Below are 24360 nucleotides of genomic sequence, written 5' to 3' on the forward strand. Positions count from 1 at the left end.
TCGCTTTGTGGCCGCTGACCGAACTGGTCCAGCACCTGAAGAAACGCTCAGCGTTCATCAACATCACGCTCGAGGACATCACTAGGATCACCGACCGCTACCAGACCATATGCAGCGTCGACACAGACCCTCAGGCCGCCCCGCCGCCCGCCGAGAGGACCCTCATTGGCAGGTGAATTGGGTCTTTTCTGACCCGTCCCCCGGTCGATTCTAAATAGCCGATAACCAGCCTTATGTCAAGTTGACAGTATGATAGGACATTAGAAGGGCCTAGTTAAGGCTAGCATTCCCCGCCCGAGCGGGTCCATCCTGGCTGTGTTGGAGCAAGTTCGGAGATGAGAACGTCGTGGTGTCCTGTCATCTCACGGCAGCTCAACGCTCAATTGGATTGGCGTTTGATGAAGGAGGCCATTCCTGGGACAGTGAAGGCGATGACGCCATGTTCGGGAGCGTAGACGAGGCCCTTCGCGATCAGGTTTGCTCGAATCGGGCCGAAACTTGCCGGACTACGTCCCAGGCGCGCTGCTATTTCCCCGGATGAGCTACCTTTGTCGCTGTCTTCGGCCATGGCCCTGAGGTAGTTCTGTTCGGCTCGGGTTGCCCGGTCCCATCGGGCGCGGAAGAATCCGCTGTCCAGGGCTGCCCGGCCGTTAGCTGCACCGACGCGGGCGTCCTCGTATGTGATGCTCACGCCGGTGGCGGCGTTCCATGTGTCCTGTCCGAATTGTTGCAGGAAGTACGGGTAGCCAGCGCTTTCGTCGACGATTAGAGCGACGGCGGAGTCCTCCCACTGGACCCCGTCCTCGGCTGCGGGCTTCGTCAATGCTTCCGAGGCGACAGGTCCGCGGAGTTCCTCGATTTTTTCGTAGTTGAACCGTTCGGCATAGGATTTCGCTTCCGCGAAGACTCTGGGCAGGCTCGGCAGGCCGGCAAAGGCGAAAAGGACACGCCAGTCATCTTGGGCGGCGGCGTGGGCGATGGCGCAAAGCGCCACCAGTTCGGCCTGATCAAGATCCTGAGCTTCGTCAATCAGGATGGCCAGGCCCACGTTCTCCTCCTCTGCAGCTAATGCCAGGTCGTGGATGAGCTTGCGGAGGTCGGTTTCGAGGACGCCAGTGTCCGCTCCCCCGCCGGAGACTCCTGCAAGGTCCAGACCGAAGTTCCAGGTTCCGCTCTGGTCATAAGATGCTTTGAAGCTGACGGCTGTCTTCAAGGCCTTGAGTAGTCGGCGCCCGGCCGACGGGCGTGCCAGATCGGCAAGAGGCGCGTGAAGGGCTTCTCCCAGCGCCTCGCGCAGTGCCTTGCCGGCGCCCGCTTCGACTTGTGCGACCAGCCAGTCCCGGTCGGACGCGGACCGGCGGAAATCCGAGAGCAGAACTGTCTTGCCCACTCCCCTCAACCCGTAAAGAACGAAAGGCTGCGCCGTCCTGCCTGCTTCAACACGTTCGATGGCAACCTGCCAATCCCGGCGGGGCTGGTCGCGTCCGACAAGGGCCGCCGGTTTTCGTCCTGCTCCGGGCGAGTAGGGATTCGATACAGGGTCCATGCAGCCTCATCTCTACGAATCTCTAGTCAAATATATAGAACTATAGCAAAATTATAGATATCGCTAGTATTGGGCTGGACCACGCTGTCGCGGAGCCCCAACTTAGAGAAGGACAAGGTTCTATGGAGCCAATAGCCGGCCGCGAATACGAGCCCTATGTCTCCTCCGGCGAGTTCAACTCGGAAATCGAGGACAAGGCCGGCGCCGTAGAGCGCGTCCGCACCGACTTTGCCGCCGAGGACATCACCGTGGACACCATGGACGGCAGCACGTTCACGGCAAATGACGGCAGCTTCTGGTTCAACCTTCGCCCGTCCAACACGGAGCCCTTCCTCCGGCTGAACGTGGAAGCAACGGACCGCGTCACGACGCAGCGGGTTCGGGACTGGGTCCTGTCAATCGTGCGGGCCTAGAGCATGTTGCTAAAGCTGGCTTTTAGCCAGACGAGCGATGCAGGAGCTGAACGGCTCCAATGAGTGGAGTCCAGGTTGTCGGCGTGGGACTCCTGCACGCTCCGGGATTGCTGTGTTGAGGCCCTTTTTTCTCAGGGTTGCCGGGGTTCTTGTCCGTCGTCTTTTTGGGGGATGATTCCGGAGCGGCTGAGCAGGGCCCTGGTTTTGGTGTGCCGGGGGTTGGTGAACACGGTCTCGGGTGGTCCCTGCTCGACGATGATGCCGTGGTCCATGACGACGATCCGGTCGGCGATTTCGCGGGCGAACTGCATTTCGTGGGTCACGATCATCATGGTTGTTCCTTGCTGGGCGATCTTCTTGATGACGGCGAGAACCTCGCCGACGAGCTCGGGATCCAGTGCCGAGGTCGGTTCGTCAAAGAGCATCACGCGCGGTTCCATGGCCAGGGCCCGTGCGATGGCAACGCGCTGCTTTTGGCCGCCGGAAAGCTTGCTGGGAAAGTTGTCCGCCTTATCGCCCAGCCCGACGAGGTCCAGGTTGGGAAGTGCGATCTGGCGGGCTTTGTCCGCGGAGAGGCCTTTGACGTCGCGCAGCGGGGCCATGACGTTTCCGAGGGCTGTTTTGTTCAGGAACAGGTTGAAGTGCTGGAACACCATGCCGATGTCCGTGCGCTTCTTCGCGGTGAGGGAGGGCTTTTCGCTGATCAGCTGGCCCTCGCGCTCTTCGTAGCCGATGAGATGTCCGTTGACGTAGATTCTGCCGCTGTCGATGGTTTCGAGTTTGTTGATGCAGCGCAGCAGGGTGCTTTTCCCGGACCCGCTGGAGCCCAGGATGGCGACGGTTTCGCCCCGGTGGATGTCGAGGTTCACGCCCTTGAGGACCTCGATGCGTTTCTCCTGGTGGGCCTTGCCGGTGATGCGGTTCCAGAGTGTCTGTTTGGGGGTGAGCACAAAGGTCTTGTGGACCTCCTGGATGCTGATGATGGTGTTCTCAGCCATTGGCCCGGGCCTTTCGTTCGAGCACTACCACGATGCGTGAGAGTGGGAGGCTGATGATGAGGTAGAGGATGGCGGCGGCGGTGTAGATGGCGGTGGTCTGGAAGGTCTGGCTGTTGAGGATGTTTGCGGTCTTGAGGATTTCGGTGACGGCAATGACGGAGGTCAGGGCGGTGTCTTTGATCATGGCGATGAAGTAGTTGCCGATCGGTCCCATGGACACGACGAATGACTGAGGAATGACCACCTTCCACAGGGCCTTGTTCGGGGTGTATCCCAGCGACAGGGCTGCCTCGGTCTGTCCGTGTTCCACTGAGAGGATGGCGGAGCGGAAGACTTCGGAGAGGTAGGCGGCGTAGTTCAGGCCCAGGCCCAGGATGCCGGCCGGGACTGGCTGGATTTCGATGCCGATGCTGGGAAGGACGAAGAAGATGTACACGAGCTGTACGAGCAGGGGTGTTCCACGGATGACTTCGAGGTAAAAGACGGCGATCCCGCGGAGGAATTTAAACGTGGAGATTCTTGCCAGTGCGATTAGCAGGCCCAGGATCAGGGCCAGCGCCATGGCTCCGAGGGCCAGTTGCACGACGATGGGCACGGCCACGAGCAGTGCGGGGAACACGGCGAGTGTGTTGTTGATGAAGTCCATGATGGGTACCTAGCGTAGGGGGACGGGTTGCGGCCGGCGGCGGCTGGTCCGGCGTCATTGACCGGTTGGGGCCGCCGGCCGTACTTGCATCTACTTGGCTACGTTGTCCTCACCCAGACCGTATTTCTTCAGGATCTCCAGGTACTTCGGTGTCTTTTTCAGGTCCGCCAGGCCGGAATTGATGTCGCTGAGCAGCTGGGAATCTTCCTTGCGGACACCGGCGCCGATGATGCCGGGGAAGTACGGCTTATAGGGGGAGACAAGTTTCAGCTTCGGGTTGGGTTTCTGCACCAGGCTGTATGCAATCACCGCGCTGTCGGTGAACGCGGCGTCGACCTGCTTGTTCTCCACCGCCGCGAGCAACGCCGCCTGGGAGTCAAAGAGCTTCGTCTGGCTTCCCCCCAAGGTTGCGATGAGCTCGGTGAACGCCGTGCCCGTCTGCGCTCCGAGGACCTTGCCCTTAACATCATCCCGGGACTTCAGCGTGGAGTCTCCCGGCACGATCATTCCCTCACCCTGGGAGTACCAGGGGTCGGTGAAGTTGATCTGTTCCTTGCGTTTGTCCGTGATGTACATGGCATCGACAATGACGTCGGCCTTCTTGGCCATCAGCGCCGGGATCAGCGTGGCGAACTCGGTGGTGAAAACCTTGATTTTCCATCCCTTCTCCGCGGCGATGGCGTTGATCATCTCCCCGTCGATGCCCTTCAGTTCACCGCCTTCCTGGTCGGTGAAGGAGAACGGTGCATCGTTGGACGTGGCGATGGTGATCGTCTTCTGCTCACCGCCAGCACTGGAGCCGCCACCGCTCCCGGAGCCGCACGCCGTCATGGCCAGGGCGAGGACAACACCCATCGGCACCAGGGCCGCGAACCGTTTGCCGAGCATTTTCGTGTTGATCATGGCGTGCCTTTGTTAGTGGGGGTTCTATCGGTTGAAGCGTTCGAGCCTGAGGGTGGCGGTGGCACGGTGTGCTTCCATGCCCTCGAATTCGGAGATGGTCGCAACGTAGTTCGCAAGGCGCGGTGTCGCTTCCTTCTCGACCCGCTGGAAAGTCAGCGGCTTGAGGAACCGTGAGACGGACAGACCCGCTGAGGACCGTGCGCCTCCACCGGTCGGCAGGACGTGGTTGGTTCCGGAAATGCCCTTGTCCGAATAAGCAACCGTCGACCACTTGCCAAGGAAGATCGAGCCGTAGTTCTTCAAGTTGTCGTGGTAGTAGTTGTCATCCGTGGTCTGGACTTCCAGATGCTCCGGTGCCAGCGTATCCATGAGCTGAACAGCGGTCTCGCGGTCCTCTGCAACGTAGACGGTGCCGTAGTCCCGCCAGGCCGGACCGGCGATGTCGCGTGTGGCGAGGGTTTCGAGCTGCTTCTCGATGTGCCGGATGACGTCCTCACCGAACGCACGGGAGGTGGTGACCAGCGAGGCCGGGGACTGCGGACCGTGTTCGGCCTGACCGAGCAGGTCTGCCGCCACGAGCTCGGGGTCCGCGGTTTCGTCCGCGATGACGGCCACTTCCGACGGGCCTGCGAGCAGGTCGATGCCGACGCGGCCGAAGAGCTGGCGTTTGGCTTCGGTGACGTAGGCGTTGCCCGCCCCGACGAGAATGTCTGCGGGCTGTTCGCCCAGGAGGCCGAAGGCCATGGCGGCCAGTGCCTGAACGCCGCCGACGGCGAACGCACGGTCCACGCCGGCCAGGTACGCGGCGTGCAGGACGGCGGGGTGCCCTGCCGTCGGGCTGGTCGGCGGGGAGCAGGCAATGACGGTCGGCACCCCGGCGGCCTTGGCCACTCCGACGGTCATAAAGGCGCTGGCCAGGATCGGGAACCGCCCGGCTGGCAGGTAGGCACCGACACGGGGGACGGGGATGTACCTCTGCCCCGCAATAACGCCGGGCAGGATCTCGGTTTCGAAGTCGGTCAGGTGCTCCCGCTGCTCGATGGCGAACAAGCGGGTGCGCTCCGCGCCAGCCGCCAGTGCCTCCCGCAACGCGGGGCTCAGCTGGTCACCGGTCCTGGCCAGGTCGGCGGCACTGATCTCGATATCTGTACCGGCCCAGCCGTCCAGCTTCCGGGAGTACCTGATGACGGCATCCATGCCGTTCTTTTCGATGTCACTGAGCATCCCCGAGACGGTGTCAATAACGGCCGGGAGCCGCTGGGCCGGCACCCCGCCAATGCCCGGTGCCTTGAGGGTGGTGAAGGTACCAGTGATGTATGCCTTCTCGGCGTCGTTGATCTGCATACACCCGACGCTAAACGCCCTCGACCCATCGCACAACCCGATGTATTACGATAGGAACCACAGGATAATCCTGTATCAAATCGCCGGATAAACATGCCGGTGACCCATATCACCCTTGAAATCCCGGGAATCCTGCCGCCGGGCGCGCTCCCCGTCAATAGCGAAAACATGTCCCCATCGGGCAAAAGATTTTTCGTGAATTCTTGCGCAACCCGGGATATCAACCCGAAGTCATAGGGTGGACCTATGACGCTTACCCAGCTCCGCGCGTTTCTCGCAGCCTACGACCTTGGTTCGTTCACCGCCGCCGCGGTGTTACTGAAAACCAGCCAAGCCTCTGTCTCCGAGCTCATCAGCCGCCTGGAGCAGGAACTTGGCCTGAGCCTCTTCACCCGCGGCAGTCGACGGCTCATTCCTACCAACGCCGCGCTCGAGCTGTGCGATCACGCCAGGCAATCGGTGAGCTCCTTCGATAACGGGATCCAGGCACTGCAGTCCATCTCTTCCCTGGAGGGAGGCGTCTGTACCTTCGGCGTTTTACGCAACGCCGGATACTACGACCTCTCCGACCTCGTACAGCGCTTTCACAAGCGCCACCCGAAAGTAAAGGTGCGTCTGGTCGGCCTGAACTCCTCGCTGGTCGCCGAATCAATAGCGAACGGCGAGATCGAAGCCGGACTCGTCGTCCTCCCTGTCCTGGAGCGCGGGCTGACGATCAAACCGCTGTTCCGCGACGAGATCCTCTACGCCTCGGCGCACCGGCCCACCAGCCAAGGGCCCATGACAATCGACGAGATGGCCGCGGCAAAACTGGTGCTCTACGACGCCTACGCCGGCTGGAAGGACCCGACACGCGCTCAAATTCAGGAACGGGCCCAACTGCGCGGCCTAAAAATCGACCCCGCCATTGAAGTCGAACATGTCGAGACCGCACTTAGCCTCGTCGCAACAGGAGCAGCCGACACCATGGTCTGCAGGACAATCGCCGAGGGCCCCTCATTCCCCCCGAACATCAAGACAGTCCCATTCGCCGAACCTCTCTACGACACCATCGCACTCGTCCAGCGTGAGTCCTCCTACCTATCGCCCGCTACCCGAAAAATAGCCGAGCTCGCCGAGCGCACACTATTGGCCAAAGTAGGACCGGGGCAAAAAGTGCCGGGCCGATAACACAGGCCGCTGCGACGACCGAACGGACCTACTTCGTGACGGCCCGCCCGTTGCCGAGTTGCAGGATCGCGAAGATGGCCGCTTCCTCATCAATCCACGTCAGGAGGCTGCCTCCGAAGAGCGTGCCGTTAGCGTGGAGGTCTTCGGGCCGTACCAATTTTCGTGAGCGGAATGTCATGTCAGCCGCTTCCATATTGCCGTCTCCATTCTTCACCAAATAGGGGCGGCCATCGACCCCGGCCGTGATGGGGCATGTATGGCGGTCGTGAGTTCGTCCATCGCGGCCTATATAAGTCGGTTTGATATCAGGCTGAACGACAACTGCCGCTTATGTGAGGGGCAGGAAGAGGACGGTGTAGATCCCCAGCGCTGCGAGGAGGACGACGCTGATGGCCACTGCTGCTGTCGATGCGATGTCCGGGGTCATTCTTTCCTGTTGCATGCCGTGGATGGCGCGGTGGAAACGGTGCTTGCGGGTGCGGTTGATGGCCAGGGCGATGAAGAAGGCGGCGGCTACCAGAGTGCCGACGAACCAGCCGTGGTGGGGCATCCAGCGGAGGAAGATGGCGGCGGCGACCACCATGGACATGGTAGTGCGGCCCCAGGCAAGGTCCGTGCGTTCCGGCTGCAGACCGGAATCACCGTGCGTCGGGGGATTATTTTGTACCGGCACGGTCAGGCGGTTCGGACGAGGACGAAGACGACCATGACGGCCGCGACAAGGGCGCCTCCGGCTGCGAGGATCGGTGCGATCCAGGGCAGCGGCAGCGGGGCCTTGTGCCGCATCGCGCGTTCGATGTTCAGCCAGCGAAAGAACGACCCTCCGCCAATGACGAGGGCGAGTACGAGCAGGAGCACCGCGATGGTTCTCCGCAGTTCCGGGCCGAAAAGATTGGCCATGAAGGCTTCGACGGCGACGCCGCCGGCGAGCAGAGCCAGCGAGGTGCGGATCCAGGCCAGGAAAGTGCGCTCGTTGGCGAGGGTGAACCGCGGGTCCGGCTCGGTTCCGCCGCCAAGGATCCGGGCGGAGAAACCGCGTCGGCCACCACCGCTCCGGGGGTCAGTATCTGCCACTTAGGGTTCCCTTGTTATCGACGGTGCCTGCTTCAGTTCAACGCTACGGTGCGAAAGCCTAAGTTGCCGGAGGAAGATTCGGGCGTGTTCGAGGTGCGTGCTGCGACGCGGTACCGGTTGCAGTAGGAGTCGTGGCAGAGGTAGGAGCCGCCGCGCATGACGCGTCCGGCGCCAATGGTGGGCCCTTGCGGGTTGTCCGCGGGGGAGTTTCGGTAGTACTTGGGCAGGAACCAGTCGGCGCACCATTCCCAGACGTTGCCGGCCATTTCATACAAGCCGTACCCGTTGGGCGGGAAAGAGCCCACGGGGGCGGCACCGAAGTGGCCGTCTTCGCCGCTGTTGCTTGCGGGGAATGTGCCTTGCCAGATGTTGCAGCGGTGTTCCCCGTCCGGGGTGAGCTCGTTGCCCCAGGCGTAGCGCATCCCCTCCAGGCCGCCGCGCGCGGCGTATTCCCATTCGGCTTCGGTGGGCAGGCGCCTCCCGGCCCAGGTGCAGTAGGTGAGGGCGTCGTGGTGGGAGACGTGCACCACAGGGTGGTCCGGGATGTCCTGCCAGTTCGAGTTTGGGCCGGTGGGGTGTCCCCAGTCGGCGCCGCGGATGTTCAGCCACCAGGGCGATCCGGCAGCGGTTCCGAGGATGTCGCGCCCGGTGGCGGTGCAAAGCATGTGGAAGACTGCGGAGCAGCCATACTGCTCAGCCTCGGTGCGATATCCGGTGGCTTGGATGAAAGCGGCGAACATGTTGTTGGTGACGGTTGTGGCATCGATCCGGAAACCGTCCAGTCTGACCTCATGGACAGGCGACTCGCCGTCGGTTGGGTAGCCTTCCCCAAATGCATCGCCCATGCTGAATGTCCCCTCGGGGATTTCAACGCTGTGGTGGGATTCCCGCCCAGTCAGGCAGATGCTGCGGGCGTGCCTGTCGTTGGCAACGTCCGGCAGAAGCAGCCCACGGGAGGGCGCACAACATCCCTTCGCCTGGCCGATGGTGAGGGGTCCGCCACCAGATGAGTCTTTTGTGGAGTCAGTGATTGGCAGGTTCATATTTCCTCTTCTTGGCCGGCTATTCTCGAGGTGTGGAGGGGCATTTTCGGGGTTTCGCTGGGTCCGCACCCTCTCCAGGCGACCTTGCTGGCTAGGCGCGGCCACCCGCAGGGGGCTGTAAGTCAGACGCTTGCTTGAATAGGTTCTTCGGTGGCCGCCGTTGTCTTGGATCCCCCACCGATAAGTTCAGCTGAACGCTCCCGACCATGTAAACGGTGAGATTGGGGTTCACCGTACGAGCTCGGGCATCACTGAGGCGTCCGCGCAGGCCTGTGACTCCTGCAGCTCGGGGTCAAGCGGCGACGTCTCGTCGTCGATGGCGCCATACGGACTGTACCAGCGAGGTGGCACACGGTTGTGTGTGTGCGTCGGATGTAGTCCTGGATCTGCCCGTCGGTTTGTACGTCCACTCCGGGGAAGAGTTCCTCGCCGGCCCATTCGGCCAGCGGTTCCTGGGAGACGATTTCCTTGGCCTTCCGCAGGCCGGCGGTCATAATGCGCTGGTCGTATCCTTCCAGGCCGGTGAAGTAGCGGGGATCGACCCGCGGCCTGTCCCGGTAGTCCCGCGAGCGGAGACGCACTGTTCCCCTGGAACGGGCGTGCGTGACGTTGCGAGTCAGGCAGAACACGTTCTCCGGTAGGGGATTCCGCGGCTGCTATTAGCTCAGCCTCGGCGTGTGCTGGCTCTTCGCCGAGATACGTTCCAGACATTGCGTCCTTCCCTATTCTAAAGTTCGGTTCCCACGGGGAGGTCGGGTTCCGTGTGCCCGGGAGGGCTACTTGGTGGACGGCGTAGGGGCCCGGACGAGGGTTGTTCAGGTCCGGTCCCCTACGGTGCCCTGGGGTGGGGCTCGCCCCGCCGCCGCCTTCGGTTACTGGTGGGCCAGTGCCATGCGCTGTCGGTCTGCAGCCGTGAGGTGTTGGTCGTGGCCGTCTTCGTGCAGGTCGATGCGCACTGTGTGGATCGTGCCAGTGAACGCGTTGTCCACCGGGAGGTAGTCATCCGTGACGGGTGTGCCGCGGTCGACACCGACGTTGAGCGTCTCGTCAAAGGAGAAGTAGTAGGCGGTGGTTTGGTCTACCCTGCCTTTGCCGACGATTTTGCCATCGGCGGCGAGCCGAACTTCCGCGCCCTTGCCGATACCGCCGCCGTCATAGTGGAATTCGAGGGCGAGTTCCTGGGTTCCCGGGACGAGGGGCTCGTCCGAGCGGACAATGTAGAGGTCCCGCCCATAGCAGTTGTGGGCGTAGCTGAGGCGTCCGTCCGCCACATACAGGGACCAGCCGCCGAAACGGCCACCCTGCGCTATCAGGACACCTTCGGCACCGCCTTCGGGGACGTCCACCCGGGCGGTAACGCTGTGCGACCTGTTCTTCACGTTCAGAGTCGTCTCTTCGGTGAAGCGCCCCATTCCGGCGCGATAGGTCACCGATTTCCGGTCGCCAAGCAGGTCCATCCGGCCGGCAACTTCCGGATTCTCCCGCTCGGTGACCCGGTCATCCAGAGGGAACACGTTGTACTTGCTGGCCTCGATCAGGAAGAGCTGCTGTAGCTCCCGCAGCTTCTCCGGGTACTTGTCGGCGAGGTTGTGGGTCTGGCTCCAGTCGTTCCTTGTGTCGTAGAGCTCCCAGACATCCTCGTCGAAGGAGGGTAGCCCTTCCGGGACCATTTCCCACGGTAGGCCGTGGCGTGTCACTGCCGTCCAGCCCTCGTGGTAGATGCTGCGGTTGCCGCACATTTCGAAGTACTGGGTACGCCTGCGGTCTTCAGCTTCGGGAGCGTTGAAGGTGTAGACCATGCTTGTACCCTCGATGGGCTGCTGTGTCACGCCGTTGACGGTGACAGGGTGCGGGATACCGGCCGCTTCGAAGATGGTCGGGGCAATGTCGATGACGTGGTGATACTGATGCCGCACGCCGCCACCTTGCTGGATGCCATTGCCCCAGCGCATGATCATGCCATCGCGCGTGCCGCCCAGGTGGGAAGCCACCTGCTTGGTCCACTGGTAGGGGGTGTTCATGGCCAGAGCCCACCCGACGGGGTAGATGGCATACGTGGTTGCATCACCGAGGGCGTCGAGTTCCTGGGCCATGGCCTCCGTGCTGTCTTTGAAGCCGTGACCTACCAAGTGCTCGCGCATGGTGCCTTCGATGCCTCCCTCACCGGAAGCACCGTTGTCGCCGAGTATGTAGATGAAGAGTGTGTTGTCGAGTTCCCCGATCTCGTCCAGGGCATCAACGAAGCGCCCGACCTGGACGTCTGTGTGTTCGGCGAATCCGGCATAGGTTTCCATGAAGGTAGCCGCTACCCGGTGCTCGGTGTTGTTGAGCTCGTCCCAGTGCGGCACGACGTCGGCCCATGGGCTCAGCTCAGCAGATCCGGGGACGACGCCCAGTTCCTTCTGCCGGGCCAGCGTCGCCTCGCGTTGGGCGTCCCAGCCATGGTCGAAGCGGCCGCGGTACTTGTCCTTCCATTCGGGAGCGACGTGGAACGGCCCGTGGGTGGCGCCAAAGGCAATGTAGCTGAAGAAGGGTTTCTCGGGCGTGAGAGTCTTCTGGGTCTGGACCCAATTGATTGCCTGGTCAACAAGGTCTTCTGAGAGGTGGTAGCCGTCTTCCGGTCGGCGGGCGGGCTCCACGGGGGTTGTGCCGTCGAAGAGCTGCGGGTACCAGTGATTCATCTCGGCGCCCATGAAGCCGTAGAACTTATCGAAGCCCTCGCCTACGGGCCACCGGTCAAACGGCCCCGACGGGCTGACTTCGCGCGGCGGGGTCTGGTGCCACTTGCCGAACGCCGCAGTGCTGTATCCGTTATGGCTCAGGGTCTGGGCAATTGTGGCTGCACTGGCTGGTCGGAAGCCAGTGTAGCCGGGGGCCGAAGTGCTCATTTCGGTGGTCACCCCCATGCCCACAGAGTGGTGGTTCCGTCCCGTCATCAAGGCCTGGCGGGTGGGTGAGCATAAGGCTGTGACGTGGAAGCGGCTGTAGCGCAGCCCCTCTTCGGACAGCTTTTCCGCTGTCGGCATCTCACATGGACCACCGAAGGCACTCGAAGCACCAAAGCCCATGTCATCGATGAGGACGACTACCACGTTTGGAGCGCCGTCCGGGGCTCGAAGCGGGGCAACGGGGATGAACGGTGCCTCTTGCTGATGAATTCCCATTGCCGTCGCAACCGGCCGGCTTCTCCCCACCGGGATGGGGAGGATTTCGCGGATTTCATTCATCGTGTTTTGCTCCTGTTGTAGGGGTTGCAGAGGTTTGTGATCAGTCTCGCCGGCAGGCTCAGAGATCCGAGCCGACCTTGGAGGCTGTGATCGGTGTCGGCGGCACAACTTCAATTGCGCCAGTCTCTTCCAGGGAGCGGCTGCGGGTCTCCTCTGCCCAGGCAATGCAGGCAAGGAGGCCGAGGAAGGTGATGCCGGCCCCGATGAACATGGTTGCTGAGGTTCCGAGGGTTAATAGTGAGATCGGGACAAGGAAGGTGCCGACCGCGGCCCCAAATCGTGTCAGAGCTACCGCGACGCCAACAGCTGCGGCACGGATCCTTGTCGGAAACAGTTCGTTGGGGTAAGCCCATTCGAGGATGCTGGGGCCACCGGAGAAAAGAGCGTAAAGGCAGAAGAACCCGACAATGAAGGGGCCTGGTGCGTCGACCCATAGTCCGAGCGCAACCAGGGGGAGCACCATGAGTCCGAAAGACCAGATGATGGTCTTGCGCCGGCCGATGGTTTCCAGAAGCTTCATCGCGGGCAGGCAACCGAGCGCAAAAACCAAGTTGATGATCGCCGTTCCGAGGTTGGTGATGTTTCCTGTGCCCATGCCCAGTGAACCCAGCAATTGTGGGCCGAAGGTGAGCAGTGCGAACAGCGGGATGATGGCACAGGTGAAGAAGACGACGATGAACAGCATGCGGCGCAAGTAGATTCCACGGAAGAGGTCGATGATATTACCGCGGGATTCCACGGTCTGGGGGAGGCCGCCGGTCAACTCAGCGGCGGTAACGCGGACATGCAGGGAGTTTTCGATTACTCGGCGGGCCTCGTCCACCCGCCCGGCGCCTACCAGCCACCGGGGCGATTCAGGGGTGCCAATGCGGAGCAGGAAAACGATTAGTGCCAGGATCGCTCCGCTGCCCAACATCCAGCGCCAGCCGTCGCTGCCCATGAATTCGTTGATCAGGTATCCCACGAGGTAGGCCAGCGATGCGCCGACGTACCAGATAATGATGACCGCGCTGAACATCCCGGCCCGCCGCTTCCGTGGAAGCCATTCAGACAGCAGTGCGGTCGCGATTGGGTAGTCCGCGGCGATGGCGGCGCCGATGATGAACCGCAGTGCGATCAGCTGCCAGGCTTCGGAGGCGAAAACCGAGAGGGCCGAGGCGACGACGAGCACGAGCAGGTCAAGGGTGTACATGGGTTTACGACCGATGCGGTCAGTGAGTGGCCCGCAAATCAGGCCACCGAAAAACATCCCGATAAGGGAGGCAACGCCGATCGTTGCTTCGACGCCCGTGTCCAGGTGCATGTGGCCGGTGATCCCGGGCAACGCGATCCCAACAATGGCGAGTAGATAGCCGTCAAGTAACGGGCCGCCTGAACATGCGGCCGTGAGTTTGCGGTGGAAACCTCGGACAGGTGCATCATCAACAGCAGTAAAACTCATGGAAATGATCCTCAAAATTAGTTGTTGGGTGCGCCTCTTGCATCGCTAAGGCACAGCGAGCAAGGGCAGGCAGGCCATGGACTTACTTTTCGATCAGGCCTTTCATCGCCGGCCCCGTTCATCAGGCCGAGCTGCATCACATCGGGGAGGGACAGGGTAAGAATTAATTTCATTGTCATCATTCGCTCCATCGCGAAGTCCGACTGGTTCTGGGCGCAGTCGCCCTGAAGCAGCCGGGCAGGAGTGACATGCACTGGACGGGGCTTTGGGGACGGCAGTGCGATGGGGGACGTGATATGCGGATCCGAAACGAGGACCCGCATCTTCCTGTCCCCTTGTCGTTGCCACAGAAAGAATCCATTCAGCGGCTCCTCACCCCTGTAAAGGTGTCATTCGATTGTCGTTCGCTAGGTGCACCGCGTTGCGCTCTCCGCAACTCGTGAGTTTTAGTGTTATCTGTATCACTGCAGAGGTCAAGAGTTTTTCGAAAATTAGGAGCGGTGGCCGCCACAAACGCGGTGCCGGCTGCCAGCTCAACATGCTGCAGAGCGGCGTTTCTGACGTCGCCGTGAGCCAAGACAATCTGCGAGTATAAAGACATGGCTCTAGTGCATGACATTGACTCGATTAGCGACGGCGAGCTTCAGGGGGGGAATCTTCAATCAGTTGATCGTGCCATCACAGTTCTGAAGATTCTGGCCCGTTCCGGCAGTGCCGGCGTCACGGAAGTCGCCGAAGAAATGGGAGTGCACAAGTCAACAATTTCCCGGCTTCTCCGAGTACTGGAAGTACAAGGAATGGCGCAGAATAGCGGGCGGGGAAAGTATCAGCTCGGACTTGGCATCCTGCATTTGGCCAACTCAATACCGATGCGGCTGAATCTAACGAGGGAAGCTCGCCCTGTCCTCGAGGCCCTTGCCGCCAGATTCCGGGAAACCGTCAATTTGGCCGTTTTGAGCTTGAACCACGTCGTTAACATCGATGAGGCCTTTGGGCCCTCCACGCTCGCGACCACCCAGGACTGGCTGGGTCGCTTGACACCTATTCACGCTACGTCAAGCGGAAAAGTATTTCTGGCATCACTATCACCCGCACATCGCAGCCGCGTGTTGACCGACTTGGGTATGCCCGCTATAACAAAGCAGACCATCACCTCGCGGCAAGAACTGGAGGCGCAGCTTCTGGCAGTGGCGAAGTCCGGTTACGCCACGGTGCGCGGAGAACTCGAGGACGGACTCAATGGCATCGCCGTTCCTATTCCTGGCGATCACGGAACTGTCATTGGGACTGTTAGCATCTCGGGTCCGTCCTTCAGATTCGAACCTGAAAAGCTGCCCGGGTTGATCGAAGAGCTTAAACAGGCCGGACTGAAAATCAGTGAAAGCATGGGATACGTGCCACGTTCAAATCCATAAGCGAACAGGGTAGCGGGCTTAGCCGCGGACCACATCGCCGAACTGAACGAACATTTTCACCTGCTCGTCGCGCATGCCACCTAGAACCCGCTTCTGGTGGCGCTTGTAGAGCTGATGAAGGAATGGATGGCCGACGTGCGCCATGAGTCCCATTCCACCCGGACGGGCGCGAAGCATCGCTGGCAGGACACCAACGAATATATGGGCGATCAAAGCCAAAGATGCCGAGCAGGCCGAGGTTGCAATGCGCGACCACATCAGGGAAATCGAGGAAGTCGTCACCAAGACGAAAACCGCAAAGACTGAAAACAGCCCGGTTCAGGCAACAGGCGCTACCACCTGATCCGTCACAACAAACCCTTCCGCTGCGCGCTCATGAAGAAATAGGCGGCGGGAAATGTCATGTCAACCTTTCCGCGCCAAAATGCTCCGGTTTCATGATCTCTCACAGCGATGCGGTGGCCGCGTGCCAAGGACAGGAACCCGTTTCTCCTCGGCGCTGCGTCGACAGGCGCCAGCGTCACGGGCAGCTGGGCGGGCCATATTGCAGACATCGACTGTCTTTGACGCTTCCGCCCCAACTTCTTGGTTGTGATGTGGGTTGAAATACCGGTAGCGTGGTGCGTAGTTCACCAAATTCACCAACTTGTCCAAATTCACCAAATTCACCAAAGTTCACCTTGAAAGATGAAACGTGCTCGATATGGAGAACCCGTTCCGGCCTACTGCCGGCGCGACACCACCGGAAGTCATCGGCCGCTCCGGACTTCTGGATGAATTCGAATACGGCTTGCGGCTCGGCTCCGGAGCGCCCGGGCTGCTGTCCATTTTCACCGGCGCCCGGGGCATCGGCAAGACAGTCATGATCGGATCAGCCCACGACGTGGCCCGTGAGCACGGGTGGGCTGTCGTGGCGGAGACCGCGACCGGAACCTTCGTGGGACGCATCGGGGAAAAGATGCGCCGCCTGATCCAGGAACTGGGCGACCACCCAGATACCCGCCGCCACATCACCGGAGTGTCAATCGCCGGATTCAGCGTCACATCACAGCTTTCCCCAGAACGCCAGGTGGATTGGTGGGAACTGGGCGAGTCACTCCTGAAGCTTCTGGACGAACGCGGCACGGGACTCCTGATCACCGTAGATGAGATCCACGCGGCTGACCGTGCCGAATTAGCTCAGCTCGCGGCCAATGTGCAGCACTTCATCCAGGACCGACTGCCCATCGCGCTCATTTTCGCCGGTTTGCCGTCCGCCGTATCTGACTTGTTGAACGAAGGTGTCGCGACGTTCCTCCGCAGGGCGGACAAGATCGACCTTCACGCAGCGGCGATCCGTGACGTCGAGAGATCGTTCACGGAAACGTTCGCCACTGCCGGGATCACGATAACCCCGGACTTGATCCACAGGGCGGCCGCAGCCACCGGAGGTTACCCCTTCCTGATCCAACTTGCCGGCTACTTCCTATGGCGGGAGGCCGAGAATCACAACGGCACTCTCTCCCCCACCGCCGTCGACAGGGCCATTGCCGCCGCCATTCGACGGAACGAACGCGTGGTCATCGAAGCTGCCCTCGCCGCTGCTTCCGCGAAAGACCTTGAGTTCCTGCACGCCATGTCCGATGATGATGGACCGTCAACGACCGGTGACATCGTCCAGCGCACCGGGTCGAGGCCGACACTCGTAGCCAAATACCGGACCAGACTCCTGGCCGCAGGACTCGTCGAATCAACCGGACACGGAAAAGTCGACTACGCAATCCCGGGCTTGCGGGAATACCTTCACAAGAACCCGCTATCCTGAGCCGCTTCCGATAGCCTGCTCAGCAGGAACGGCATGGAGGACGCCGATGCCGCCTTCGCGCGCATGGAAGCAGCCGGCTACCTGGCCAAGGTTGACCTTGGCGACGACAGCTTCGTGTGGGAGGCGACAACCCTCGGGAACGCACTGGCCATGGCCGGCTTCGGGAGGCCGAGCAAAAGAAGAACCGCCGACCGGCTTGTCGCCGGCATGCTGGAACGCGCCCGTGAATACAACGTCGACGCCACCAGACCACTCTACGTGGAGCGGCTCAGGCTGTTCGGAAGCTACTTGGACCGCAGATTGACCCGCTCGGGGATGTCGACGTCGAATTGTCCTTCAAAGCATTCCGCTCCTTCATGGCCGACATCACCTGGCCACAACTCGAGCTCGTGCAACATCTCAAGAACCGCTCGACGGCCATCAACATTACGCTGGAAAACATCGAGAACATCACAGACCGGTCTGTGACCATCTACTCCATCGAGGGCGTCACTTCCGCGGTCCCGCCGCCCTCCGCAGCGTCGTGGCCAACGACAGACCAGGTGCGACCCGGACACACCCACAATTGGCGAAACTCCGGTCAAATAGCGGTTGACCGAAGCTTCGTTCCATTATGCCTTCGTGAACCTGAGGATTCGCTGGGAACTGCCACCCCACGTCCCAGACCGGCAACCAAACCCAACACCGGCAGGCGTGTTGCGTGGGTCACATTTCGTCTATGGTTATTCGGGGTGCCACAGCGTCGTGGCTCCCAACTGAGAACGGGGAAAATTTTCGTGACGGCAGATAAGCTTCGGGTGCTGGTCCGGGTGGACCTCGACTGCGCAACGGCCCAGGTTGCCGCGCAGGGTCATGTGACGTCCAAAAGCGTCCGCGGCCTGTATGAGGTGATGAAGCGCGCCAACTCTCACCGCCGGTATGGCGCTGGAGCTCGATATGACCCGGGCCCGGATCGAGCCCGACGCATTGGAAGAACTGCGGGCCTGCTCGCGGTCCCACCATCTGCCTGCCCGCGTCGATCCGCTCCAGTCCGACTACACACTGAGCATTTTGGCACCTGAGACCGCCGCGTCCCTGGCAGCAACGGCTACCCAGGCAGCCTGACCCGCAAAGTAATCTCCCGGGATCAGGCGCCACTCGAGCCGGGAGAAGCGGCCCCGAAGGTGACGCCTCTCCCCGGCGCTTCCTGGATTCCGCAAACAACCGCGCTCGGGAAATACGTCACGCTGTCAGATGCTGCGTCCAGGCTAGGAACTTCCTAACCTTCGCATTCGATGCAGTATGAGTGGCCGTTGCTTTCGCGTGCGAGTTGGGAGCGGTGCCGGACGAGGAAACAGGAATAGCAGGTGAACTCGTCCGCGGCCTGGGGAATGACCTGAACGATGAGCTCCTCGGCGACGATCTCTCCCCCCGGGGGTCAGGCCCTCATCGAGTGCATCCGCTTCGTCCAATTCAGTGACGACGCTGCGGGCATCCGGGGCATTGGCAGACTGCAATGCCTCCAGGGAACGGTCCTGGGATTCCTTGACGTCGGAACGGACTTCGTCGTAATCGGTTGCCACTTAGGTGCTTCTCATTTCTGACGCTTCTACGGGGTTCTTTCTGACGAGACTGCAACGTACACCAATTCGTCGTTGTTCCCATGCAATGGATCTGACGTCAGGCCAACTATTCAGCGCACCACGCCGGCGCATTCCCCGCGTTACGCAGTGCCAGAGCAATATGCCGCCGCCCTATAGTGCCACTCCCCCACAGGAGCTGCCTGATGCAGCCCCTGTTACACAGTTGCGCTGTGCCTACCGGCTGAGGCCGTTCCTACCTCGTTCAGCCCCTACTGCTGCCCCAGTGCGAGACTTTCGGGCTTTGGCTGCCCTTCCCATGTTTACTGCCGAATTAGGGTGCGTGCCCTCACTGCGGGCCGCGGCGCGTTGACAGTTCCCCAACGTGCTGCTGCGGGGCGCAGCATGGACAAAACAGCCTAAGGGCAGTCTCCGACTGGGGCGGCCAGCGTTGGATAATCGACTTTTTCATAAGCCACCCCCTTTTGGTTGTGGTCAGGGTGTCCAGTCCGGTGGTGGTGACGTCGTGAGCAGCCGGGGTTTGTAGTCGTCTGCGCGTTCGAGGAATCGGTGTTCGCGCTGGCAGTTTTTGAAGGGGCCGTGCTGGGAGAACAGGACGCGTGCGTGGCTGTCCCAGTGCTGTGTCCACCAGGCTGAGAGCGCGTGGTCCGTCTCTGCCTCGCTGTAGGCCTCGTGGAGGGCGCTGAGCCGGCTGACAGCTTCGGGGTGCTGCCACCATTCACGGCACCAGTAGCGGTGGGTGCTTTCGTCGGGGACGGACTCAAGATCGTGGATCATTACCTCGACCCACATTACGAAAGCCTGTGTAGCTTCGGTCGCGGTGAGTTCGGGTTCCTGCAGGTCCGCGCTTTCGGTGTCCTGACTCATACCTGGATCCGCCTGACAATTTCGGCCGCTGCGGCTTTGTCCGTGCGTATCTGGTCAGCGTCGGGACGTTCCCACCACGGCATGAGCTTCACCCTGGCGGGTGCGACGTTGCTGTAGTGCATGAAGGCCTCCCCCACGGGCAGCTGCTGGATCTCATTGCCGCGGATCACCGGGCGCTCTTCCTCGCTGGTGGTCCGGGATGATCCACCCCGGCCCTGGGACGTGGAAACCCGTTCCTTCCGGGTGGTCCCCGCTGCGCGTGCAATCTTGTCGAGTTCATCGAGTTCTTCCAGGCCGGGCAGAAACAACCGAATCGAGGACGTTCCACGGATTGCGGTTGCTGCCTCAGATCCCCAGCGTTGCCGGTTCTGCGCGAACGACTGGCTGAAACCGATGATCCGGATTCCGCGGCCGCCGGAGTCGGACAGCGCCCCGGCCATGTCCGGGATGGCCGCGACGTTCGGTGCCTCATCCAGGACCATCGTCAATACCGGCCATAACCGGCCCCCGGGCATTCCCTGGGAAATGCGCTGGGCCTTACGGAACATGAAGTCAGCGAACATGGCCACCAGTGGGGCCACCGGTGAGCGTTCGCCGTCGGTCAGCAGGTAGATCGTGTTCGGTTTGGCCAGGAACGTCTCCATATCGAATCCCTCGCCCTTGGCCGGGCTGAGCGTGTGCATGGCCTTGGGAGAAGACAGCGGCTCCAGCAACCCGGCCAGGGTCTCCTGGATCGAGTCAACTGTTTCCCCGGCCCTGGACGTCGTCAAGGCGCTCAAACGGGCCGAGAACGCCGCAGGTGCGTTGTGATCTTCGAGAATGTCCAAGGGCTCCTTGTCGGAGAAGTTGTTCGTCCAGCGCACGACGTCTTCAATGCTTTTCCCGGCCAGGGCGGCGGCGTGCAGGAACCGGCCCAGAACGGCCGAGGCTTTGGAGTTGAAGAAGTCCCCGTTCTTGACGTTCCCCATCGGCTGGGCTCCGGCCCATGCCTTGGCTCGGGCCAGTGCCTCGTCGGGATCTTCGCACCCGTCGATGACGTTCCACCTGATTTTGTTCGGCCACCCGGAAATGTCTTGGAGGTCGAACACTGTCACATCCCCCTTTCGCTGCCGCGCAACGGCGGTCAGCATCGGCAGATCATTCTTCGTGGAGGTGGCAATCACCGCACCTGGTGCGTCCAGGATGATGCCTACGGCCAGAAACAGTGTCTTACCCGAGCGCTGCGGGGCGAACACCCACATCGAATCCTCATGCTGGACGTAGAGGGTCTGCCCGTCGAGCTTGCACAGTGCCACGATCATTTCCTCTTCCGTGGCATCGGCGGGGAGTTCCAGAGACTGCTTGGCCTTGGCCAGGGCAGCTTTCTTGCCCATCCGCTTCTCCAGGTCCTTGTAGCGGGGCAGACCATCGTCACGGTGCTTCTTGGACCCGAACAGGGCGCTGAGCATCCCGGCGCCCACAACGGCGATCACAGCTAACACAATCAGGATCCACGTCGAGGCTCCCGGCCACAGGACCCCGCCGGCCTTGACCTTGGCCCAGAGTGCTTCAAAGTCTGTCCACGGCATCCCCGTGGGAGTGATCATTTCTCCCAGGAACGCCGATACCCAGGCAAGGACCACCAAGACGACGATGATGACGGTCAGGCCGATTTTCATGATGGTATCTGTTGAGGTTTTGGCGCTCATGCTGCTTCCTCCAGTGCTGATTGTTCGGCGGAGTCCATGGTGCCGGTGGACTTCATGGCCTTGTCCGTGTCCGTGAGTTCGACTTCGAGGGGGCTGCGGACGTGGATGGCCACGAACGGATCCAGGCTGCCGATTTTGAACATGCAGGTGCCCTTGACGAGTGCGGAGATGCTGGACGCGGACCCGTAGGGCAGGTTGAACATTTCTTCACAGGCCAGGGCGTCGGCGGATTTTTGCTGCTTGTAGAGCAGGACCGTTCCGCATTCTTTGAGCATGGCGATGGCCGGGCTGTCTTCGGGAATGTCGGAGATGTGATGGAACGCGAACATGCATGAGAGCGACAGGGCGCGGGAAAGCTTGGTGTTCCGGCGTGTGACCTTTGCGACCGAGCCCTGCACGGTGTGCCAGGCTTCCTCGATCACCAGCACCGTCGGCACCGGCTCTGTTTGGCGGTAGAGCGTGTTCGCCAACCAGGTGTTGATGATCGTCATGACGATCGCCAACGCCGGCCCGTCTTCCGGGAGCAGTGAGACGTCAAAGACCGTCAGGCCGGCGTTCAGTGCGATTTCCTCACTCGTGGGTCCGTCGATCAACCCGGCAAGGTCATCTTCAATCATTCGTTCGAGCTCGAACGCCGGATCCTGGCCCCACTGCCGCAGTTCCTCCACTGTCAGTCCCGACGCCGTGGCTGCGTCCTTGTCCGGCGCGTAAAGAGCGGTCAGGACGTGACGGACATGAGCGACTTCGCCTGCTGTGGCGGCTGCTCGCAGCGCTTGCTTGTGGGCCATCCGCACGGCTTTGCCCTCCTTGGGCTGCAGGGGCCGGCCGAGGGCTTCTTCCACGACGGCGCGGACCAGCATCGACTGCCCTGCCGGGGTGGAGAGGGCGGTATCGTCGTGGTTGTCCTCGTGAAGACGGGCTGCGATCCGGGGATCCAGGATGTTGATCCTTGCCCCACCGCCGCCGACCATGAACTTCACCGGAGTGATGCCCAGTTCCTGGGCCAGGGAGGTGTATTCGCCGCCGTTCTGGTCCAGCTGGTACTTCTTATCGATCACCACCACACGCCGGCCGAGGATGAGCTGACGCAGCACCGCCCAGGTTTTCATGGCCGAGGACTTGCCCTGGCCGAGGTCTCCGATGAAGCAGACGTTCGGGGATTCGAGCTCGTTTCCGTATGAGGTGAACGGGTCATGGACGACCATCCACCCGGACCCGGCATCGATGCCGAACACCAGGCCCCGGTGCGAGGTCGGTGGGGAGGCGATCGCCATGTGTGAAAATTCCATTTGCCGTGTCGAGGACAACACACCAGGGGCGGCCGGATCGTAGTATCCGAGCAGGGAGGCCTGCTTGGACTTCCGGTCATGGTTCCAGCGCGTCGCTGACGCGGCCTGTGCCTCTGCCCGGGCGCGGAGCTTGTCACCCTTCCGTGCGGCCCGCTTCACCGCTGCCTTGGACTGGGGCCGCTTGGTGGCCACCGCATCAGCGGTGGCCGCAGCGGCAGTGTTCTCGGTGGCAAGTTTCGTGGACCGGGCTGCCGAACGGCGGGCACGGCGGGACTTTTCTGTCAGTGCCCACGGCATCCGCAGGCCTTTGATCACTTTCTGGGTGTTCATCGGATTCCTCTCGTAAACGGCATGGTGGTGATCAGGGCCAGGTCCTGGCGCTGATCCATCCAGTCAATAAACTCAATCCCGGCGTCCGCTGCCGCTGATTCAATCACGTCGGCGGTGGACAGGATCTCGTCCTCCGATTCGACGGAGAACGAAATGTAAAGCGCGTAGGAGGCTCCGTGGTGTCCGGAACCGGGTTTCAGGTCCAGGAGCCGCTGCGTGGAGGCCCCCATCAGGACATCCTCTGAACCGTCTGTGACGACACCGGATTTGGCTACCTGCTTCTCCTTGGCACGGTCCATGGCCGCGTCCGTGCGGGCCTTCCCACGCGCCTTACGCGCATCCTCAAGTTCCATCACCATGGACACCGAATGCACCACCGCCGGCTGAATGCCGCTGATCAGTGACTGCAGAGCCGAGACCGGAATAGCTTCGGGACTGAACGCCGAAGCCGGGACGTAGCCGGTGCGGGTGTGCCAGTGATCATTGATGATGACGGACATGGGAGCATCCCCGTTCAGGTGCTGCCAGCAGTCCATCAGGTCAGCACCCTCGTAGTCATCAATATCAAAATCGGGATCCTGCAGGTGCCGCAGCAGAGCCGCCATCGGTGCGGGACCCAGCGGGCGGAAGTCCCGGATGGAACCCATCATCGAGGCCTGGGCCATCGCGGAGCGGACTTCCTGGAAGATCGCCTGGCCTATGCCTTCGTCTCCCCCGCCGAGCTGCTCAGCACGGCGACGCAGCGTCTCGGACCGGGGAACACGGAACGTCTCATACGTGCGGTGCTGCTCAGAACGGGACTGCACCGCTTCCACCAGATCCCCGTAGGACTCCAACAACACGCGGGGTACATTCGCGGCACGGCGCTTCTTAATCCAGATCAGGTGATCGGCCGAGTCCATCGGCACCGCCCGCGACAAAGACTGCACATGCGAAACGAGGGACTGCCGGCGGGCCAGGCGGGCCAATAGCTGGCCGCGTGCCACATATCCGGAGTCCTCCCGGTTTTCCTCCCGGATCCCGGAGGACGAGCCCATAATTTCCAGGGTCACCGTGTAGTAGGCCTCTTTGATCTTGCCCTGGTGACGGAACACCGTCATCGGCCCCGCAGGGGTCTGTGTCGTGAACGACCGGACATTGCCCACCATCAACGGGACGTTGTTCCTGTGCCGGACAGGGACCTCGATCATGCCTTTCTCGTCGGCCCGGGCGCGGTCAGCTTTCCCGGCCTTGACCACGCGGGTCTGGTCCCGGAACTTCACCGGCACGAACGTAATCGTCTTATTCTTCCGGCGGGTGCGCTTATGCCGGGACTCGACATACAACGCACCCAGGGAACGGTGCCCGGTCATCTTGTTCGGCGTCGTCAGTGCAACGCCGGCCAACAGGACAACAGCTGCGACGATCATGCCGACCAGCCGGTTGGACCCGGAAGCCAACAACGCTATACCGGCGATCAGGACAGCGACCGCGAGGGCCACCCACTCCGGGCCGGTCCGGTTCCCACCGAACAGGCCACGGCGTGAGACCTCACCACCGACAACGACCATTCTTCCCATAACGACTACTCCCCTATTCCTGC

Annotated in this window: 22 protein-coding genes and 4 pseudogenes; 8 read left to right on the forward strand and 18 right to left on the reverse strand. The window is 61.7% G+C overall.

The window, feature by feature from the left end; genetic code table 11:
* Window positions 1-5 precede the first annotated feature (5 nt).
* Entirely contained in the window at window positions 6-176 is a 171-nt protein-coding gene (locus tag ACVWY0_RS12255) for a hypothetical protein (protein WP_485836940.1), read from the forward strand.
* A 203-nt stretch (window positions 177-379) separates the two neighbouring features.
* On the opposite strand, the gene ACVWY0_RS12260 is transcribed toward ACVWY0_RS12255, so the two are convergent.
* Complete coding sequence (locus ACVWY0_RS12260; RefSeq protein WP_485836941.1) at window positions 380-1546, reverse strand: AAA family ATPase; 1167 nt, start codon at window positions 1544-1546, stop codon at window positions 380-382.
* 137 nt (window positions 1547-1683) lie between these two features.
* Between ACVWY0_RS12260 and manB the strand changes: the two are divergent.
* Window positions 1684-1959, forward strand: a pseudogene (gene manB / locus ACVWY0_RS12265) (phosphomannomutase/phosphoglucomutase); the annotation flags it as partial.
* 131 nt (window positions 1960-2090) lie between these two features.
* Here manB and ACVWY0_RS12270 read toward each other — a convergent pair.
* From ACVWY0_RS12270 to hisD, 4 genes are all read right to left on the reverse strand, one after another.
* Window positions 2091-2957: an amino acid ABC transporter ATP-binding protein gene (locus ACVWY0_RS12270; RefSeq protein WP_485836942.1), complete on the reverse strand. Its 867-nt coding sequence runs from the start codon at window positions 2955-2957 to the stop codon at window positions 2091-2093.
* Window positions 2950-3603 (reverse strand): amino acid ABC transporter permease, encoded by a 654-nt coding sequence (locus ACVWY0_RS12275; RefSeq protein ID WP_485836943.1) that lies wholly within the window; start codon window positions 3601-3603, stop codon window positions 2950-2952. The genes ACVWY0_RS12270 and ACVWY0_RS12275 overlap by 8 nt, the downstream gene beginning before the upstream one ends.
* Before the next feature lie 90 nt (window positions 3604-3693).
* A complete protein-coding gene (locus ACVWY0_RS12280; RefSeq protein WP_485836944.1) occupies window positions 3694-4506 on the reverse strand; it encodes an ABC transporter substrate-binding protein in 813 nt (270 codons plus the stop codon).
* A gap of 24 nt (window positions 4507-4530) precedes the next feature.
* Window positions 4531-5850 (reverse strand): histidinol dehydrogenase, encoded by a 1320-nt coding sequence (gene hisD, locus ACVWY0_RS12285; protein ID WP_485836945.1) that lies wholly within the window; start codon window positions 5848-5850, stop codon window positions 4531-4533.
* A 246-nt stretch (window positions 5851-6096) separates the two neighbouring features.
* On the opposite strand from hisD, the gene ACVWY0_RS12290 reads away from it, so the two are divergent.
* Window positions 6097-7020, forward strand: a complete 924-nt coding sequence (locus tag ACVWY0_RS12290) for a LysR family transcriptional regulator (RefSeq protein ID WP_485836946.1) — start codon at window positions 6097-6099, stop codon at window positions 7018-7020.
* A 31-nt stretch (window positions 7021-7051) separates the two neighbouring features.
* Here ACVWY0_RS12290 and ACVWY0_RS12295 read toward each other — a convergent pair.
* From ACVWY0_RS12295 to ACVWY0_RS12325, 7 genes and pseudogenes are all read right to left on the reverse strand, one after another.
* Window positions 7052-7213, reverse strand: a pseudogene (locus ACVWY0_RS12295) (acyl-CoA thioesterase); the annotation flags it as partial.
* A 135-nt stretch (window positions 7214-7348) separates the two neighbouring features.
* Window positions 7349-7693, reverse strand: coding sequence for a DUF202 domain-containing protein (locus tag ACVWY0_RS12300; RefSeq protein WP_485836947.1), 345 nt, complete (start codon window positions 7691-7693; stop codon window positions 7349-7351).
* Between the two features lie 2 nt (window positions 7694-7695).
* Window positions 7696-8094, reverse strand: coding sequence for a YidH family protein (locus ACVWY0_RS12305; RefSeq protein WP_485836948.1), 399 nt, complete (start codon window positions 8092-8094; stop codon window positions 7696-7698).
* A gap of 32 nt (window positions 8095-8126) precedes the next feature.
* Window positions 8127-9125, reverse strand: a complete 999-nt coding sequence (locus ACVWY0_RS12310; RefSeq protein WP_485837014.1) for a formylglycine-generating enzyme family protein — start codon at window positions 9123-9125, stop codon at window positions 8127-8129.
* Window positions 9126-9228: 103 nt separating this feature from the next.
* Window positions 9229-9781 (reverse strand): annotated as a pseudogene (locus ACVWY0_RS12315) (GMC oxidoreductase); the annotation flags it as partial.
* Window positions 9782-10009: 228 nt separating this feature from the next.
* Window positions 10010-12364, reverse strand: a complete 2355-nt coding sequence (locus tag ACVWY0_RS12320) for a sulfatase-like hydrolase/transferase (RefSeq protein WP_485836949.1) — start codon at window positions 12362-12364, stop codon at window positions 10010-10012.
* A gap of 58 nt (window positions 12365-12422) precedes the next feature.
* Complete coding sequence (locus tag ACVWY0_RS12325) at window positions 12423-13805, reverse strand: MFS transporter (protein WP_485836950.1); 1383 nt, start codon at window positions 13803-13805, stop codon at window positions 12423-12425.
* A gap of 599 nt (window positions 13806-14404) precedes the next feature.
* Between ACVWY0_RS12325 and ACVWY0_RS12330 the strand changes: the two genes are divergently transcribed.
* Complete coding sequence (locus tag ACVWY0_RS12330) at window positions 14405-15220, forward strand: IclR family transcriptional regulator (RefSeq protein WP_485836951.1); 816 nt, start codon at window positions 14405-14407, stop codon at window positions 15218-15220.
* An 18-nt stretch (window positions 15221-15238) separates the two neighbouring features.
* Here ACVWY0_RS12330 and ACVWY0_RS12335 read toward each other — a convergent pair whose 3' ends face one another.
* Window positions 15239-15364 (reverse strand): hypothetical protein, encoded by a 126-nt coding sequence (locus ACVWY0_RS12335; protein ID WP_485836952.1) that lies wholly within the window; start codon window positions 15362-15364, stop codon window positions 15239-15241.
* Here ACVWY0_RS12335 and ACVWY0_RS12340 point away from each other — a divergent pair.
* The 4 genes from ACVWY0_RS12340 to ACVWY0_RS12355 all read left to right on the forward strand — a co-directional run bounded on the left by ACVWY0_RS12340 (window position 15363) and on the right by ACVWY0_RS12355 (window position 18128).
* Window positions 15363-15563, forward strand: coding sequence for a hypothetical protein (locus ACVWY0_RS12340; RefSeq protein WP_485836953.1), 201 nt, complete (start codon window positions 15363-15365; stop codon window positions 15561-15563). The two genes, ACVWY0_RS12335 and ACVWY0_RS12340, sit on opposite strands and share 2 nt — an antisense overlap.
* A gap of 360 nt (window positions 15564-15923) precedes the next feature.
* Entirely contained in the window at window positions 15924-17024 is a 1101-nt protein-coding gene (locus ACVWY0_RS12345; RefSeq protein ID WP_485837015.1) for an ATP-binding protein, read from the forward strand.
* Window positions 17025-17057: 33 nt separating this feature from the next.
* Entirely contained in the window at window positions 17058-17492 is a 435-nt protein-coding gene (locus ACVWY0_RS12350; RefSeq protein ID WP_485836954.1) for a hypothetical protein, read from the forward strand.
* 468 nt (window positions 17493-17960) lie between these two features.
* Window positions 17961-18128 (forward strand): hypothetical protein, encoded by a 168-nt coding sequence (locus tag ACVWY0_RS12355; protein WP_485836955.1) that lies wholly within the window; start codon window positions 17961-17963, stop codon window positions 18126-18128.
* A gap of 154 nt (window positions 18129-18282) precedes the next feature.
* Here ACVWY0_RS12355 and ACVWY0_RS12360 read toward each other — a convergent pair.
* From ACVWY0_RS12360 to ACVWY0_RS12380, 5 genes and pseudogenes are all read right to left on the reverse strand, one after another.
* Window positions 18283-18586, reverse strand: a pseudogene (locus tag ACVWY0_RS12360) (DUF4193 domain-containing protein).
* 492 nt (window positions 18587-19078) lie between these two features.
* Window positions 19079-19471 carry a DUF4913 domain-containing protein gene (locus tag ACVWY0_RS12365; protein ID WP_485836956.1) on the reverse strand — a complete coding sequence of 131 codons (393 nt, stop codon included), beginning with the start codon at window positions 19469-19471 and terminating at the stop codon, window positions 19079-19081.
* Window positions 19468-21159 (reverse strand): type IV secretory system conjugative DNA transfer family protein, encoded by a 1692-nt coding sequence (locus ACVWY0_RS12370; RefSeq protein WP_485836957.1) that lies wholly within the window; start codon window positions 21157-21159, stop codon window positions 19468-19470. Before ACVWY0_RS12370 ends, ACVWY0_RS12365 begins: the two co-directional genes overlap by 4 nt.
* Complete coding sequence (locus tag ACVWY0_RS12375; RefSeq protein WP_485836958.1) at window positions 21156-22778, reverse strand: ATP/GTP-binding protein; 1623 nt, start codon at window positions 22776-22778, stop codon at window positions 21156-21158. The genes ACVWY0_RS12370 and ACVWY0_RS12375 overlap by 4 nt, the downstream gene beginning before the upstream one ends.
* The gene (locus tag ACVWY0_RS12380; RefSeq protein WP_485836959.1) at window positions 22775-24337 is read right to left on the reverse strand and encodes a hypothetical protein; all 1563 of its coding nucleotides are present in this window, start codon (window positions 24335-24337) and stop codon (window positions 22775-22777) included. The genes ACVWY0_RS12375 and ACVWY0_RS12380 overlap by 4 nt, the downstream gene beginning before the upstream one ends.
* Window positions 24338-24360: the final 23 nt, after the last annotated feature.

The sequence above is a fragment of the Arthrobacter sp. UYNi723 genome (genome assembly GCF_054057635.1).